Annotated in this window: 13 protein-coding genes; 9 read left to right on the forward strand and 4 right to left on the reverse strand. The window is 58.3% G+C overall.

What is annotated here, in order from left to right; all coding sequences use genetic code 11:
* Positions 1-14 precede the first annotated feature (14 nt).
* Positions 15-1,877 (reverse strand): molybdopterin-synthase adenylyltransferase MoeB, encoded by a 1,863-nt coding sequence (gene moeB / locus JFT63_RS17060; protein WP_198844346.1) that lies wholly within the window; start codon positions 1,875-1,877, stop codon positions 15-17.
* A 23-nt stretch (positions 1,878-1,900) separates the two neighbouring features.
* On the reverse strand, positions 1,901-2,845 hold the full coding sequence (locus JFT63_RS17065) for a DMT family transporter (RefSeq protein WP_057701042.1): 945 nt from the start codon (positions 2,843-2,845) through the stop codon (positions 1,901-1,903).
* A 109-nt stretch (positions 2,846-2,954) separates the two neighbouring features.
* Between JFT63_RS17065 and JFT63_RS17070 the strand changes: the two genes are divergently transcribed.
* Complete coding sequence (locus tag JFT63_RS17070) at positions 2,955-4,379, forward strand: aminotransferase-like domain-containing protein (RefSeq protein WP_198844347.1); 1,425 nt, start codon at positions 2,955-2,957, stop codon at positions 4,377-4,379.
* Between the two features lie 104 nt (positions 4,380-4,483).
* Here the strand turns inward: JFT63_RS17070 and ppsR are convergent, their stop codons facing one another.
* Entirely contained in the window at positions 4,484-5,302 is an 819-nt protein-coding gene (gene ppsR, locus JFT63_RS17075; protein WP_003193298.1) for a posphoenolpyruvate synthetase regulatory kinase/phosphorylase PpsR, read from the reverse strand.
* Positions 5,303-5,480: 178 nt separating this feature from the next.
* Between ppsR and ppsA the strand changes: the two genes are divergently transcribed.
* The 8 genes from ppsA (at position 5,481) to JFT63_RS17115 (ending at position 13,609) form a co-directional block, all read left to right on the forward strand.
* A complete protein-coding gene (gene ppsA / locus JFT63_RS17080) occupies positions 5,481-7,856 on the forward strand; it encodes a phosphoenolpyruvate synthase (RefSeq protein ID WP_003193296.1) in 2,376 nt (791 codons plus the stop codon).
* 106 nt (positions 7,857-7,962) lie between these two features.
* Positions 7,963-8,952 carry an alpha/beta fold hydrolase gene (locus tag JFT63_RS17085; RefSeq protein WP_198844348.1) on the forward strand — a complete coding sequence of 330 codons (990 nt, stop codon included), beginning with the start codon at positions 7,963-7,965 and terminating at the stop codon, positions 8,950-8,952.
* A gap of 229 nt (positions 8,953-9,181) precedes the next feature.
* Complete coding sequence (rraA, locus tag JFT63_RS17090) at positions 9,182-9,673, forward strand: ribonuclease E activity regulator RraA (RefSeq protein WP_057701039.1); 492 nt, start codon at positions 9,182-9,184, stop codon at positions 9,671-9,673.
* Between the two features lie 15 nt (positions 9,674-9,688).
* The gene (locus tag JFT63_RS17095) at positions 9,689-10,684 is read left to right on the forward strand and encodes a zinc transporter ZntB (RefSeq protein ID WP_057701038.1); all 996 of its coding nucleotides are present in this window, start codon (positions 9,689-9,691) and stop codon (positions 10,682-10,684) included.
* An 86-nt stretch (positions 10,685-10,770) separates the two neighbouring features.
* Positions 10,771-11,016 carry a hypothetical protein gene (locus JFT63_RS17100; protein ID WP_005790375.1) on the forward strand — a complete coding sequence of 82 codons (246 nt, stop codon included), beginning with the start codon at positions 10,771-10,773 and terminating at the stop codon, positions 11,014-11,016.
* Positions 11,017-11,018: 2 nt separating this feature from the next.
* A complete protein-coding gene (locus tag JFT63_RS17105; RefSeq protein WP_003193288.1) occupies positions 11,019-11,843 on the forward strand; it encodes a mechanosensitive ion channel family protein in 825 nt (274 codons plus the stop codon).
* An 87-nt stretch (positions 11,844-11,930) separates the two neighbouring features.
* Positions 11,931-12,521 carry an RNA polymerase sigma factor SigX gene (sigX, locus tag JFT63_RS17110; RefSeq protein ID WP_003193286.1) on the forward strand — a complete coding sequence of 197 codons (591 nt, stop codon included), beginning with the start codon at positions 11,931-11,933 and terminating at the stop codon, positions 12,519-12,521.
* Between the two features lie 107 nt (positions 12,522-12,628).
* Positions 12,629-13,609 carry an OmpA family protein gene (locus tag JFT63_RS17115; RefSeq protein ID WP_057701037.1) on the forward strand — a complete coding sequence of 327 codons (981 nt, stop codon included), beginning with the start codon at positions 12,629-12,631 and terminating at the stop codon, positions 13,607-13,609.
* Positions 13,610-13,669: 60 nt separating this feature from the next.
* Here JFT63_RS17115 and cobA read toward each other — a convergent pair whose 3' ends face one another.
* On the reverse strand, positions 13,670-14,413 hold the full coding sequence (cobA, locus tag JFT63_RS17120) for a uroporphyrinogen-III C-methyltransferase (RefSeq protein WP_057701036.1): 744 nt from the start codon (positions 14,411-14,413) through the stop codon (positions 13,670-13,672).
* Positions 14,414-14,416: the final 3 nt, after the last annotated feature.

Below are 14,416 nucleotides of genomic sequence, written 5' to 3' on the forward strand. Positions count from 1 at the left end.
GCAAGCCCCCACGATCAGTACAGCGGCATGTCGGGTTCGACGTCGCGAACCCAGTGCTTCATGCCGCCCTGCAGGACTTTGGTATTGGCGAACCCGGCTGCCAGCAGGGTGCTGGCGGCTTGTTCGGCACGGGTTCCTGCGTAGCAGATCAGGTAATGGGTGTTGTCGCGGCTGAGGCTGTCGAGTTGCCCATCCAGTTCGGCCAGAGGGATGTGCAACACGCCTGGCAACTTGCACACTTCCAATTCGCTGGCGTCGCGCACATCCAGCAATACATCGGCGCTGCTGGGGTGCTCAAGCACCTGCTTGAGGCTCTGGGGCTTGATGTAGCGTTCTGCCGCCAGCGACGGTTGGCTCGGTACGGCATCGGCGCACGCCGTCGGGGCGGCGCTTTCGCTGCTGCGCTGCTCCGAGCAGCAGGGGCAGTCGGCGCGGCGCTTGAAGCGGATTTCGCTGAACTTCATCGCCAGGGCGTCAAAACGCATCAAACGGCCGGATAAAGGTTCGCCAATGCCGATCAGCAATTTGATCGCCTCGGTAGCCTGGATCATGCCCACCACGCCTGGCAGCACGCCGATCACGCCGCCGGCGCTGCAATTGGGCGCCAGTTCAGCTGGCGGGGCCTTGGGAAACAGGCAGCGATAGCACGGCCCGCCCTTGTAGTTGAGCACGCTGATTTGCCCGTCGAAGCGGTAGATGGCGCCATAGACCAAAGGTTTGCCCAGCTGTACGCAAGCATCGTTGACCCGGTAGCGGGTATCGAAATTATCGGTGCCGTCGATCACCAGGTCGTAGGCGCCCACGAGTTCCAGGGCGTTGTCGGCGTCAAGCGCGGTGTTGTGCGCATTGATCCGGATATGAGGGTTGAGGTCTTGCAGGCGTTGCTTGGCGGACTCGACCTTGGGCATTCCCAGGGTGCTGTTGCCATGCACAATCTGGCGTTGCAGGTTGCTGCTTTCCACCACGTCAAAATCCACCAGCCCCAGGGTGCCGATGCCTGCCGCTGCCAGGTACAGGCTGATGGGGGAACCCAGGCCGCCGGTGCCGATGACCAGCACTTTGGCGTTCTTCAGGTTCAACTGGCCCTCGCGACCGACGCCGGGCAAGGTGATGTGGCGCACGTAGCGTTGCACTTCTTCATTGCTCAGGGTGTCGATGTCCATGCCGCCGGAGGTGGCGAGCAACACTTCGATCCTGGCTTTTTCCGGCAGGGTTTCATCGGCGTCAATCAACGCTTGCCCGGTGGTAAACAGGAAGTGTTCCTTGAGCTGGTTGTTCTTCTCGTGAAAGAGGTGCTGGCGCAACTGCGGGTGACGCTCGCAGAGGTTTTCAATGACTTCGCGCAATGTCGATCCAGTGCCCTCAAGGGTTGATTCCCGCAGATTGGCCACGCGGACCAGGATGTCGGGGAAAGAGACAGCGTTCATGGACAACTCCGTGTGCAGGTCGTTGAAGGGTTGAGGTGCGAAATGCTTGCCATCCCAGGCAAACAGTTTTGAGCCCAGGACCTGGCGCTGGCGAACATCCACCACCAGATAGCTGACGGGGAAGATCGGCTCCCCCATAAACAGCGCCTTGTCCTGGTCTTCATCACTGAAGTAGGCGCCAACATCCGGGTGGGAGTGGTAAATCACCACCACCGGGTTGTCGCTGCGAAACGCCTTGTTCATCAGCAGAGTATCGGCCACCGAGAAGGTGTAGCCGTTGGCCGCGCTGCGGGGGTACATCTGGGGGTTCTTGCGGTGCAGCTCGTTCTGAATATTGCTGCCCAGGTACACGCTGCCGTCGGCGAAGACGAAGCCGCAACATTCTTCGGGGTAGCTGCGGCTGGCGTGGGCGTAGATCTGTTCCAGGGTGGTGGGGCGGAGGACTTCCATGTTTCTCTCGCGTTGGTTGAGGGTCATTTTTTCTTGGCCAGGAGTTTTTCAACCGGCAACTTGGTGATCGCAAAGCCGGCCAGCAGGATCGCCGAATACAGCATCAGGTCGCGGGAAATTTCCACGCCTTCGTACCAGGCACCGATGATCACCGCGAACACCGGGAAGATGATGAACACAAACGACAGGATGATCGGGCTCAAGCGCTTGAGCAGCATGAAATACACGATGAACCCGCCTACCGAGGCCACCAACCCGAGGTAGAAGAGTGCGGTCCAGGAGCGCAGGGTGATGTCATTGAACGCTGGCGTTTCAAACCACAGGCCGGCGACGAACAACATCAGCCCGGCGATGCCGATGGGCAGGGTGTTGTAGGTAATCACGCTGATGGCGCTGCCTTTTTGCTTGGTAATCACGTAGCACAAGGCATGCATGATCGCGGCGCTCAATATTGCCAATACCCCGAAGAACTCGGCGTGGTCCAGGTGCAGGCCCTGGCTCTTGATGATCATGTAGAGGCTGCCAAACCCGATACCGATGCCAACCACCTGGGAGAAGTAGATGCGCTCACGCAGAAACAGCGCGGAAAAGATCAGGATGAATACCGGCATACAGCTGAACAACAGGGCGGTCAGGCCGGATGAAACGTGCATCTCGCCATAGTTGAGCAGGTAATAGGGAATGCTGAAGTAGGACAGGGTCACGAAGACGAAGAACCAGCGGCTTTCCCGTGGGAACAGGATCGGCTCGCGGCGCACCATGGCAAAACACAGGAACAGCGGAAATGCGATCAGAAAGCGCAGCCCGGCGGATGTCAGCGGCGGCACGCTCTCTACCGCAATCTTGATACCCAACCAGGTGGTGCCCCAACTAAGGCATACGATCAGAAACATCACGCTGGTCACCAGCCCGGCGAGCCACTGTTTTTGAGTTTTTGTTTTTGCAGTGTTTTCGAGAACGGCGGACATTGGCATCTTTTATTGCTTCCCTGAGCCGGAATTGAACTCTATATTGAACTTGTAAAGAGTTATGTTTATCGGCGATTGAACCCGTAAAAGCACACTATTAGGGCGAAAGATGGCTGTCAAAACAAATATTGACATGGTGTCAATTATGCGTGAGGGCCTGTCCAACGGGCAGGGCGTGAAGTACAAGCGCCTGTCTGATGTGATGGAACGGGGCATTCTTGAAGGCTTGATTGAACCGGGACGAAAACTGCCGCCCCATCGGGTGCTGTCCGATAACCTGGGCGTGACCATCGGCACCATCAGCCGGGCCTATGGTGAGCTGGAACGCCTGGGTTTGGTGGTTGCGCGGGTCGGTGACGGAACCTTCGTGCGCAAGCGTGGGATGGAGCGTCAGCGTGATGAAGGCTTTCGCAATTTCAGCGAAGAGCCGCGCCAGTACTTCGACATGAGCCGCAACATGCACATTCCGGGGCAGGAAACGGTGTTTCTTGCCCAGAGCTTCCAGACGTTGTCGACCAACGCCAAGTTCCTTCAGGACATCAGCGCCTATACCCCCGACGCCGGTTTGCCGCGTTACCGGGAAGCCGGGGCGCAATGGCTGGTGCAGCGCGATTTTCATCCGATTCCCGAGCAGGTCATCTGCGTCAACGGCGGCCAGCACGGCTTGCTGTGCGCGATGATGGCATTGCTGCGTGCTGGCGATACGGTGGTCACCGAGCAACTGACTTATCCTGGGCTGATCACAGCTGCGCGCATGTTGGGGGTGCGGCTGATTGGCCTGGAGATGGATGAGGAGGGCGTGTTGCCCACGGCGCTGGATGAGGTCTGCCGTAATCACCGGATTTCGGCGCTGTATTGCACGCCGACTATCCAGAATCCGACCACCGCCGTGTTGTCGGTGGCGCGCCGCGAAGCCTTGGCCAGGGTGTGTCGCGAACATAACCTGCTGATTCTGGAGGACGAAGCTCATGGCGTGCTGGTGGAGGACCGTCCGCCGCCTCTGAGCTATTTCGCGCCTGAGCGTACGATCTTGATCAGCAGCCTGAGCAAGGCGGTGTCGGCTGGTTTGCGGGTGGGCTACGTGCATGCGCCGCCGGCGTTGGTCAGCCGCATTTCGGCGGCGTTGCGTTCGACCTGCTGGATGGCGACACCTGTGACTCTGGAGTTGGCCACCCAGTGGATTGAAAACGGCACGGCGGAATATTTGTTGCGTCAGCAGATCAACGAGATCAGCCGCCGCAAGACCCTGGTCGAAGATTTATTGACCGGCTTGGCCTATCGCACCCACCTCAACAGCCCGCATTTCTGGATCGAAGTACCGGAGCCATGGCGTGCGTCGGAAATCGAGGCAGAGCTCAAGCAGAACAATTACCTGATCGCCACCGCTGAAGCATTTGCCGTGGGGCAGACGGCGGTGCCGCAGTTTATTCGGGCGAGTATCTGCAACACGTCGGGCGATGATCAATTATTGCGCGAGGGGTTTGATGCGCTGGCGACAGCGCTGGGGCAGGGGGGCGGGCGGTTTCATCTGTAAGTCCGCGTTATCGTTCATCGCAGGCAAGCCAGCTCCCACAGGGGAACGCAGTCCAACTGTGGGAGCTGGCTTGCCTGCGATAGCGTCAGATCAGGCGCCAGAGATCACTTGAAGCGCCGCTCCACACCCTTCTCCACCAGAATCTTTGCCGAAATCTCTTCCACCGAAAAATGCGTGGAATTGATGTGCGCAATATTCTCGCGGCGGAACAGATTTTCCACCTCACGCACTTCAAATTCGCACTGCGCATAGCTGGAATAGCGGCTGTTGGGCTTGCGTTCGTTGCGGATGGCGGTCAGCCGGTCCGGGTCGATGGTCAGGCCGAACAGTTTGTGCGAATGCGCGCGCAGGGCGGCGGGCAGCGTCAGGTGCTCCATGTCGTCTTCGGTCAGCGGGTAGTTGGCCGCACGGATACCGAATTGCATGGCCATGTACAGACAGGTCGGGGTCTTGCCGCAACGTGACACGCCCACCAGGATCAGGTCGGCCTTGTCGTAGTAGTGGGTGCGGGCGCCATCATCGTTGTCGAGGGCGAAGTTCACCGCCTCGATACGCTCCATATAGTTGGAGTTATGCCCGATGGAGTGGGACTTTCCGACCGAGTATGAAGAATGTTCACTCAACTCCTGCTCCAGCGGCGCCAGGAAGGTCGAGAAAATGTCGATCATGAAACCATTCGACGTTGCGAGAATCTCACGAATGTCTTGATTGACGATGGTGTCGAAAATGATCGGGCGAAAACCGTCTTTTTCAGCCGCCAGATTGATTTGTTGTACCATGGCCCGCGCTTTATCCACGCTGTCTATATAAGGCCGGGTGAATTTGGCGAAGGTAATGTTTTCGAACTGCGCGAGCAGGCTCTGGCCCAATGTTTCGGCTGTGATGCCGGTGCCGTCGGAAATAAAGAAAGCAGATCGTTTCATTTGAGCCCTGGGCCTTAAGCTGATGGCGAATCTTGGATATGATAGGCGCGATTTTGCCGTCCCGCAGTGGGCCGCATTCTCACTTATTTTCCAGGTCCAGGCCACAAGCGCTGGCGTTAGCTCCTACTGAGCAACCCGCATCCTGAGCTTTTCCAACACAGAAAGTGGAGAGATCACCTTGGTAGAGTACGTAGTTTCCCTCGATAAGCTCGGCGTCCATGATGTAGAGCATGTGGGGGGCAAGAACGCATCCCTCGGCGAGATGATCAGTAATCTTGCAGGCGCGGGTGTCTCGGTGCCGGGTGGTTTCGCCACCACGGCCCAGGCTTACCGCGACTTCCTTGAACTGAGCGGCCTCAACGCCCAGATCCACGCCGCGCTGGACGCCCTGGACGTCGATGACGTCAACGCGCTGGCCAAGACCGGCGCCCAGATCCGTCAGTGGATCATGGAAGCCGAGTTCCCCGAGAAGCTCAACGAAGAAATTCGTACTGCCTTCGCCACTCTGTCGGCCGGTAACCCGGACATGGCTGTTGCCGTACGCTCCTCTGCCACCGCCGAAGACTTGCCGGACGCCTCCTTTGCCGGCCAGCAGGAAACCTTCCTCAACATTCGCGGCGTCGAAAACGTCATCCGCGCGGCCAAGGAAGTATTTGCCTCCCTCTTTAACGACCGTGCGATTTCCTACCGCGTACACCAGGGTTTCGACCACAAGCTGGTGGCCCTGTCTGCCGGCGTGCAGCGCATGGTGCGTTCGGAAACCGGCACTGCCGGCGTGATGTTCACCCTGGACACCGAGTCGGGCTTCCGTGATGTGGTATTCATTACCGGTGCCTACGGCCTGGGCGAAACCGTCGTACAAGGCGCGGTCAACCCCGACGAATTCTACGTACACAAGGGCACCCTCGAAGCGGGCCGCCCGGCCATCCTGCGCCGTAACCTGGGCAGCAAGGCCATCAAGATGATCTACGGCGACGAGGCCAAGGCCGGTCGCTCGGTCAAAACCGTTGAAGTCGACAAGGCCGAGCGCGCGCGTTTCTGCCTGACCGACGCTGAAGTCAGCGAGTTGGCCAAACAAGCGATGATCATCGAAAAGCACTACAAGTGCCCGATGGACATCGAGTGGGCCAAGGACGGTGACGACGGCAAGCTGTACATCGTGCAGGCTCGCCCGGAAACCGTGAAGAGCCGCACTTCGGCCAACGTCATGGAGCGCTACCTGCTCAAGGAAACGGGCACCGTGCTGGTGGAAGGCCGTGCCATTGGCCAGCGCATTGGCGCGGGCAAGGTGCGGATCATCAAGGACGTGTCCGAGATGGACAAGGTCCAGCCGGGTGACGTACTGGTTTCCGACATGACCGACCCAGACTGGGAACCGGTGATGAAGCGCGCCAGCGCCATCGTCACCAACCGTGGCGGGCGTACCTGCCACGCGGCGATTATTGCACGTGAACTGGGGATTCCAGCGGTAGTGGGTTGCGGCAACGCCACTCAATTGCTCAAGGATGGCCAGGGCGTGACCGTGTCCTGCGCCGAAGGCGATACCGGTTTCATCTTCGAAGGTGAGCTGGGCTTCGATATCAAGCAAAACTCCATCGATGCCATGCCCGACCTGCCGTTCAAGATCATGATGAACGTCGGCAACCCGGACCGCGCCTTTGATTTCGCGCAGTTGCCGAACGCCGGTGTGGGCCTGGCCCGCCTGGAATTCATCATCAACCGCATGATCGGCGTGCACCCCAAGGCACTGCTGAACTATGACGGGCTGCCGCTGGACATCAAGGAAAGCGTCGACAAGCGCATCGCCGGCTACAACGACCCGGTAGGTTTCTACGTCGAGAAACTGGTGGAAGGCATCAGTACGCTGGCCGCGGCGTTCTACCCGAAAAAGGTTATCGTGCGCCTGTCGGACTTCAAGTCCAACGAATACGCGAACCTGATCGGCGGCAAGCTCTATGAGCCGGAAGAAGAAAACCCGATGCTGGGTTTCCGCGGCGCCTCGCGTTACATCAGCGAAGCGTTCCGTGACTGCTTCGAGCTCGAATGCCGTGCGCTCAAGCGTGTGCGCAACGAGATGGGGCTGACCAACGTCGAGATCATGGTGCCGTTCGTGCGCACCCTGGGCGAAGCGAGCCAGGTCGTGGACCTGCTGGCAGAAAACGGCCTGACCCGTGGCGAGAACGGCCTGCGCGTGATCATGATGTGCGAATTGCCGTCCAACGCCATTCTGGCCGAAGAATTCCTGGAGTTCTTCGACGGTTTCTCCATCGGTTCCAACGACCTGACCCAGCTGACCCTGGGCCTGGACCGCGATTCCGGGATCATCGCTCACCTGTTCGACGAGCGTAACCCGGCGGTCAAAAAGCTGCTGGCCAATGCCATCCAGGCGTGTAACAAGGCCGGCAAGTACATCGGTATCTGCGGCCAGGGCCCTTCCGACCACCCTGACCTGGCCAAATGGCTGATGGAGCAGGGTATCGAAAGCGTCTCGCTGAACCCCGACTCGGTGCTGGAAACCTGGTTCTTCCTGGCGGAAGGCCAAGCGTCCGCTTAACATCGCGGCGTCAAAAGTGCCGGTCATTCGTGAGGGTGACCGGCATTCTTATCTGTACTGGGCGGGAACTCCTTGCGGACGCCGCCCTTTTTTGTGCAAGAGCATTATGCAAAGCAGCAGCAACCTGTTTCCCGTCGCCTTGATCAGCGCTGAACGTCGTGGCGACCTGAGTGAAGACGTCTACCGGCTCAAGCCCGGTAACAGCCCTGACGGCACCGTCGAACTGGCGGTGACCCGTTTGGGTCTGGCCGATGCCCCTGAAAACCGGGGCAAGCCGATTATTTTGTTGCATGGCAGCTTTTCCAATCGACGTTTCTGGTACTCGCCCAAGGGGGTCGGTCTGGGCGCTTACCTGGCGCGTCGAGGGTTTGATGTGTGGGTCCCGGAAATGCGCGGCCATGGGCTGTCCAAACGCAACCATGAGTACGCCAGAAACCGCGTCGCCGATTACGGCCGCTACGATTTGCCGGCCATTGGGGCATTTGTGCGTGAGCAAAGCGGGCAAATTCCGCACTGGATCGGGCACTCCCTCGGTGCCACGACCTTGGCTGCGGCCCTGGGCGGGCAACACCTGGGGGCGCCTGAGGTGGCTTCGGTGGCATTGTTCGGCTGCCAGGTCAGCCGCACCCATTGGCCGTTGAAAATTCCACCGGTGGAGTGGGGGACTCGATTGATCCTCAAGCGCCTTGCCCACGTGTCTGGCCCACGCTTCAAGCGCGGGCCCGAGGATGAGCCGGCGGGCGTGATGATCGAAGCGATGCGCTGGAATGGCCTGTTCGGCCGCTTCGGCGATGCCGAGTGTGACTGGTGGAAGGGCTTGGCGCAGATCGATGTGCCGTTGCTGGCGGTCAGTGCGGCCGGCGATCGGCAAGACCCGGACTGGGCGTGTCGCAAGCTCTTCGAACAGGTCGGCAGCGAGCATCGCCAGTACCTGTGCCTGGGGCGCGAGCAGGGTTTCAGCGAGGATTTCGGGCATGTGCAGATGCTGGTCAGCAAAGCCGCGCAGGCCGAAGTATGGCCATTGGTGGAGCGATGGTTGAACGATCCACTGACACCATTATTCGGGGCTCGGCCCCAGGTAGCCGCAGCGGTCTAAGCAAACGCTCTACCAAGGGCGTTTCACTCTTGAGTGGTTGCGGCTAAGATATGACGCGCTGGGCGCTTCTGGTCATATTCAGTCGCGCAACGTGTATTGCGTTGCGCCGATGCGGATCCGATCATGGCCGCCCCGCACTGGCAGGCAGTTAAAGAATGCCTGTTACGGCGCGTTTTTCTGATGTACACCGTGGATGTTCGATCTCTTCTTTGACGACAGGAGCTTCTCGATGAACCATTACGTGACCCCCGACCTGTGTGACGCCTACCCGGAACTGGTGCAGGTAGTGGAGCCAATGTTCAGTAACTTCGGTGGTCGAGACTCTTTTGGGGGTGAGATCGTCACCATCAAATGCTTCGAAGATAATTCTCTGGTGAAGGAACAGGCCGACCAGCCGGGCGCCGGTAAAGTGTTGGTCGTCGACGGCGGAGGCTCACTGCGCCGCGCATTGCTGGGCGATCTGATCGCCGATAAAGCCGCGAAAAATGGCTGGGAAGGGCTGGTGATCTATGGTTGCGTCCGGGACGTCGACGTTCTCGCCCAGACCGACCTGGGTGTACAGGCGCTGGCCTCCCATCCGATGAAAACCGACAAACGTGGCCTCGGTGATTTGAACGTTGTCGTGACATTCGCGGGTGTGACGTTTCGTCCCGGTGAGTACATCTACGCCGACAACAACGGTGTGATCGTGTCGCCCAGCCCGCTGAAAATGCCTGAATAAACCCAAGGAGTCTGGATGTTCGAGGAAGAGAACGCGCAATGGGGGCTGGTGCATGCCCTGGTGCTGGACGGTAAAGGCGGTGCGCGTTCGATTGCCCGGACTGAGCTCGACGATCTGCAGTTGCAACCCCAGGAAAGCCTGTGGCTGCATTGGGATCGCAGCCATCCCCAGACCCAGACCTGGCTGCGCAAATCCAGCGGCCTGAGCGAATTTGCCTGCGACCTGCTGCTGGAAGAGAACACCCGCCCACGGTTGTTGCCATTGCCCGACGCCGAATTGCTGTTGTTTTTGCGCGGGATCAATCTCAACCCTGGGGCAGAACCGGAGGACATGGTGTCGGTGCGTATTTTCGCCGCCGCCAATCGTGTGATCTCCCTGCGTTTGCGTCCGTTGCGCGCCACCGATGAGCTATTGGTGCAACTGGCGGACGGTAAAGGCCCCAAAACGGCGTCTGAACTCATCCTTTATATGGCCCAGTACCTGACCAATAAAGTGCAGGATCTGGTCACAGGCTTGTCTGAAATCGTCGATTCCGAGGAAGAAAAACTCGATGCCGACGAACGGTATACCCCGGAGCACGGCAGCGTTTTGCAGATCCGTCGGCGTGCGGCCGGGCTCAAGCGTTTTTTGGCACCGCAGCGGGATATTTTTGCCCAGCTCACGCGCATAAAATTGGCATGGTTCTGCGATGACGATGCTGACTATTGGAACGAGTTGCACAACAGTCTGACCCGTTACCTGGAGGAGCTGGAACTGGCCCGAGAGCGCGTGGGGCTTGTACTTGAGGCCGAAGACCGGCGCTTGAGCCTGCGCATGAACCGCACCATGTACCGCTTCGGGATCATCACCGGGATCTTCTTGCCGATGAGTTTTCTCACCGGTTTGCTCGGTATAAATGTGGGGGGCATTCCGTTCTCCGAAAGCCCCTACGGATTCATGATTGCGTGCCTGTTAATGATTTCGGTAGCCCTGGGACAATGGTGGCTATTTCGACGATTACGATGGGTTTGAGCTGAATGTGACCTGAACGTAAGAAAGGGTCGATGTGACCCGATGAATTTTACCCTCGTCTTTTAATTCACTTGCGAGAGGTCTCTATGCACGATCCGTTCGAACAGTCTTTGCGTGACATGCTCAATGCTTCGCCATCCAACCGTGATGACGATGCTTGCCTGGGTCGCGTGTTGAAAACCGCCAACCGTCAGGTGGGTGCGGGTGATCTGTTCGGTCTGCTCGGGCGTTGGTTGCCGGCATTGATGATGGCCCTGAACAACGGTTCGGCCCATGTGTCACCGGTTTCCCGCCGTAAACCTCTTGCTCGCACTGCTGATAAGGCTGATTGAATATGGAACTTGATCTCTGGACCCAGAGCCTGGTCACCGCGATGACCGCATTGTGGACCAAGGTTGCGAATTTCATTCCCAACTTGTTTGGTGCCCTGGTCCTGGTATTGCTGGGCTTTGTCGTGGCCAAGTTGCTCGACACCCTGCTGTCCAAGCTGCTTGCCAAACTTGGGCTGGATCGCCTGATGGCCGGCACTGGCTTGACCAAATTGCTCGGTCGCGCCGGGCTGCAGGTGCCGATTTCTACCTTGATCGGCAAGATCGTCTACTGGTTTGTTCTACTTATTTTTCTGGTTTCTGCAGCACAGTCCCTTGGACTTGAGCGAGTTTCAGCTACGCTCGACATGCTGGCACTGTATTTGCCGAAGGTATTCGGCGGCGCGCTGGTACTGCTGGTAGGTGTTTTGCTCGCACAATTGGCCAATGGGCTGGTGCGCGGGGCCGCTGAAGGCGTGGGTCTGGACTACGCGGCAGGCCTGGGGCGAATCGCACAGGGGCTGGTGATCATCATCAGTATTTCCGTCGCGATCAGCCAGTTGGAGGTCAAAACTGACCTGCTCAACCACGTTATTGTGATTGTTTTGATTACCGTTGGTCTGGCCGTTGCACTGGCCATGGGCTTGGGAAGCCGGGAAATTGCCGGTCAGATTCTTGCGGGAATCTATGTGCGTGAGCTATATCAGGTTGGGCAACAAGTGCGTGTGGGCGAGGTTGAAGGGCAAATCGAGGAGATCGGCACAGTCAAGACGACAGTGCTGACCGATGACGGGGAACTGGTTTCGCTGTCCAACCGGATTCTCCTGGAGCAGCAGGTCAGTAGCCGCTAATCCGGCAAACCCTGCTAATGTACGCCGCCGCAAACCCGGGTGACCGGGTTGCAACGGACATTGACCTGACTGCCGGCACGACTTGTTTTGAATAAAGCCCAAACGCTGTCCACGCGCTATGACCCCCGTGAGCTCTCTGATGAGGAGTTGGTCGCGCGCTCGCACACGGAGCTGTTTCACGTAACACGCGCGTACGAAGAATTGATGCGCAGGTATCAACGCACTCTGTTCAACGTTTGTTCAAGGTATTTGGGGAACGATAGAGACGCGGATGATGTCTGTCAGGAAGTGATGCTCAAGGTGCTATATGGCCTGAAGAACTTCGAGGGCAAATCGAAGTTCAAGACGTGGCTGTACAGCATCACGTACAACGAGTGCATCACGCAGTATCGGAAGGAACGGCGAAAGCGTCGCTTGATGGACGCTTTGAGTCTGGACCCCCTTGAGGAGGCGTCTGAAGAAAAGGCGCCGGCACCCGAGGAGAAGGGCGGACTTGATCGCTGGCTGGTGCATGTGAACCCGATTGATCGGGAAATTCTGGTGCTTCGTTTTGTCGCAGAGCTGGAATTCCAGGAAATCGCTGACATCATGCATATGGGCTTGAGTGCTACAAAAATGCGGTACAAACGTGCTCTTGATAAATTACGTGAGAAATTTGCGGGCGAGACTGAAACTTAGTGCGTAGCAAATATCTCTTACGTGTAGGCAAGTTCTGTTAGACTTGTCGCCGAGTTGTCCCCCGGTTTGTGGGACTGCTTTACAATCACCAGATGGGGATTTAACGGATGAAACTGAAAAACACCTTGGGCTTGGCCATTGGTTCTCTTATTGCCGCTACTTCTTTCGGCGTTCTGGCACAAGGCCAAGGCGCAGTTGAAGGCGAGCTGTTCTACAAGAAGCAGTACAACGATAGCGTTAAGCACATCGAAGACGGCTTCAACCCAGGCGCTCGCATTGGTTACTTCCTGACCGACGATCTGTCGTTGAATCTGTCGTACGACAAGACCAACCACACCCGTTCGAACGACGGCACTGGCAACCAGAAGATCAAAGGTGACACTGGCAGCCTCGTTGCTCAGTACCACTTCGGTCAGGCTGGCGTTGATAGCCTGCGTCCATACGTTGAAGGCGGTTTCGGCCACCAGAGCCGTGGCAACGTGCGCGCTGACGGCCACACCGGTCGCGATCAGACCACTTTCGCTACCATCGGTACCGGCGTGAAGTACTACTTCACCAACAACCTGTACGCTCGTGCTGGTGTTGAAGCTGACTACGGTCTGGACAACGGCAAGTGGGACTACTCCGCACTGGTTGGCCTGGGCGTGAACTTCGGCGGTAACGCTGGCGCAGCTGCTCCAGCTCCTACCCCAGCACCAGCTCCAGAGCCAGTTCCAGAGCCAGAAGCTCCGGTTGCTCAGGTTGTTCGTGTTGAGCTGGACGTTAAGTTCGACTTCGACAAGTCGGTTGTTAAGCCTAACAGCTACGGCGACGTGAAAAACCTGGCCGACTTCATGGCTCAGTACCCAGCTACCAACGTAGAAGTTGCTGGTCACACTGACTCCGTAGGTCCAGACGCTTACAACCAGAAGCTGTCCCAGCGTCGTGCTGACGCTGTTAAGCAAGTCCTGGTTAAAGACGGCGTTGCTCCTAGCCGTGTAACTGCTGTTGGTTACGGCGAATCCCGCCCAGTTGCTGACAACGCAACTGAAGCTGGTCGCGCTGTTAACCGTCGCGTAGAAGCGTCGGTTGAAGCTACCGCTCAGTAATTATTGAGTAGTAAAGAAAAGCCCGGCTCAGGCCGGGCTTTTTTTCGCCTGCGATTTGCCTCAGGCGCTTGCCGCAGCGGCGATGCTAGCCATCTGTGCGGCGCCGGCAACCTGGCCAATCACCAGGATGGCCGGGCTCTTCAGCGCAAAGGTTTTTGCCGCTTCATGCATGGCCGCAAGCGAGCTGCGGCATTCCCGTTGCTGGGGCAATGAAGCGTTTTCGATCATTGCCACCGGCATATCCGCAGCCATGCCGCCGTTGAGCAGCTGTTCGCGGATTTCTTCCAGCTTCGCCACACCCATATACACCACCAGCGTGGTCCCACCCTCCGCAAGCGCACGCCAGTTCAGGCTGCTGTCATCCTGGGTATGCGCGGTGACCAAGGTCACTCCACGGCTCACGCCACGCAAGGTCAACGGGATATCGCACTGGGTTGCTCCGGCCAGCCCTGAGGTGATGCCATTGACCAATTCCACCTCGACTCCACGCGCGCGCAGCCAGGTTGCCTCCTCGCCACCGCGGCCAAAAATACACGGGTCACCGCCTTTAAGGCGTACCACGCACTTGCCCTGGCGTGCATAACGCAACATCAGGCGGTGAATAAAATCCTGTGGGGTAGAGCGGCAGCCGCCGCGCTTGCCGACGGTAATCACCCGGGCACTGGCGCAGTGTTCCAGTACTGCCGGGTTGACCAGGTCATCAATCAACACGACGTCCGCTGCCTGCAGAGCCCGGACCGCTTTCAGGGTCAGCAACTCCGGATCACCGGGCCCAGCGCCTACCAGCCACACTTTTGCGCTCATGTT

This window comes from Pseudomonas sp. MF7453 (assembly GCF_016405455.1).
Classification (GTDB): Bacteria; Pseudomonadota; Gammaproteobacteria; order Pseudomonadales; family Pseudomonadaceae; genus Aquipseudomonas; species Aquipseudomonas paralactis.

What these genes read in the sequence shown, in the direction of transcription:
- JFT63_RS17085 (WP_198844348.1), top strand. Translation starts at nt 7,963, where the DNA reads ATGCAAAGCAGCAGCAACCTGTTTCCCGTCGCCTTGATCAGCGCTGAA.
- cobA (WP_057701036.1), bottom strand. Translation starts at nt 14,413, where the DNA reads ATGAGCGCAAAAGTGTGGCTGGTAGGCGCTGGGCCCGGTGATCCGGAG.
- JFT63_RS17095 (WP_057701038.1), top strand. Translation starts at nt 9,689, where the DNA reads ATGTTCGAGGAAGAGAACGCGCAATGGGGGCTGGTGCATGCCCTGGTG.
- ppsR (WP_003193298.1), bottom strand. Translation starts at nt 5,302, where the DNA reads ATGAAACGATCTGCTTTCTTTATTTCCGACGGCACCGGCATCACAGCC.
- JFT63_RS17070 (WP_198844347.1), top strand. Translation starts at nt 2,955, where the DNA reads ATGGCTGTCAAAACAAATATTGACATGGTGTCAATTATGCGTGAGGGC.
- JFT63_RS17115 (WP_057701037.1), top strand. Translation starts at nt 12,629, where the DNA reads ATGAAACTGAAAAACACCTTGGGCTTGGCCATTGGTTCTCTTATTGCC.
- JFT63_RS17105 (WP_003193288.1), top strand. Translation starts at nt 11,019, where the DNA reads ATGGAACTTGATCTCTGGACCCAGAGCCTGGTCACCGCGATGACCGCA.
- rraA (WP_057701039.1), top strand. Translation starts at nt 9,182, where the DNA reads ATGAACCATTACGTGACCCCCGACCTGTGTGACGCCTACCCGGAACTG.
- moeB (WP_198844346.1), bottom strand. Translation starts at nt 1,877, where the DNA reads ATGGAAGTCCTCCGCCCCACCACCCTGGAACAGATCTACGCCCACGCC.
- JFT63_RS17065 (WP_057701042.1), bottom strand. Translation starts at nt 2,845, where the DNA reads ATGTCCGCCGTTCTCGAAAACACTGCAAAAACAAAAACTCAAAAACAG.
- JFT63_RS17100 (WP_005790375.1), top strand. Translation starts at nt 10,771, where the DNA reads ATGCACGATCCGTTCGAACAGTCTTTGCGTGACATGCTCAATGCTTCG.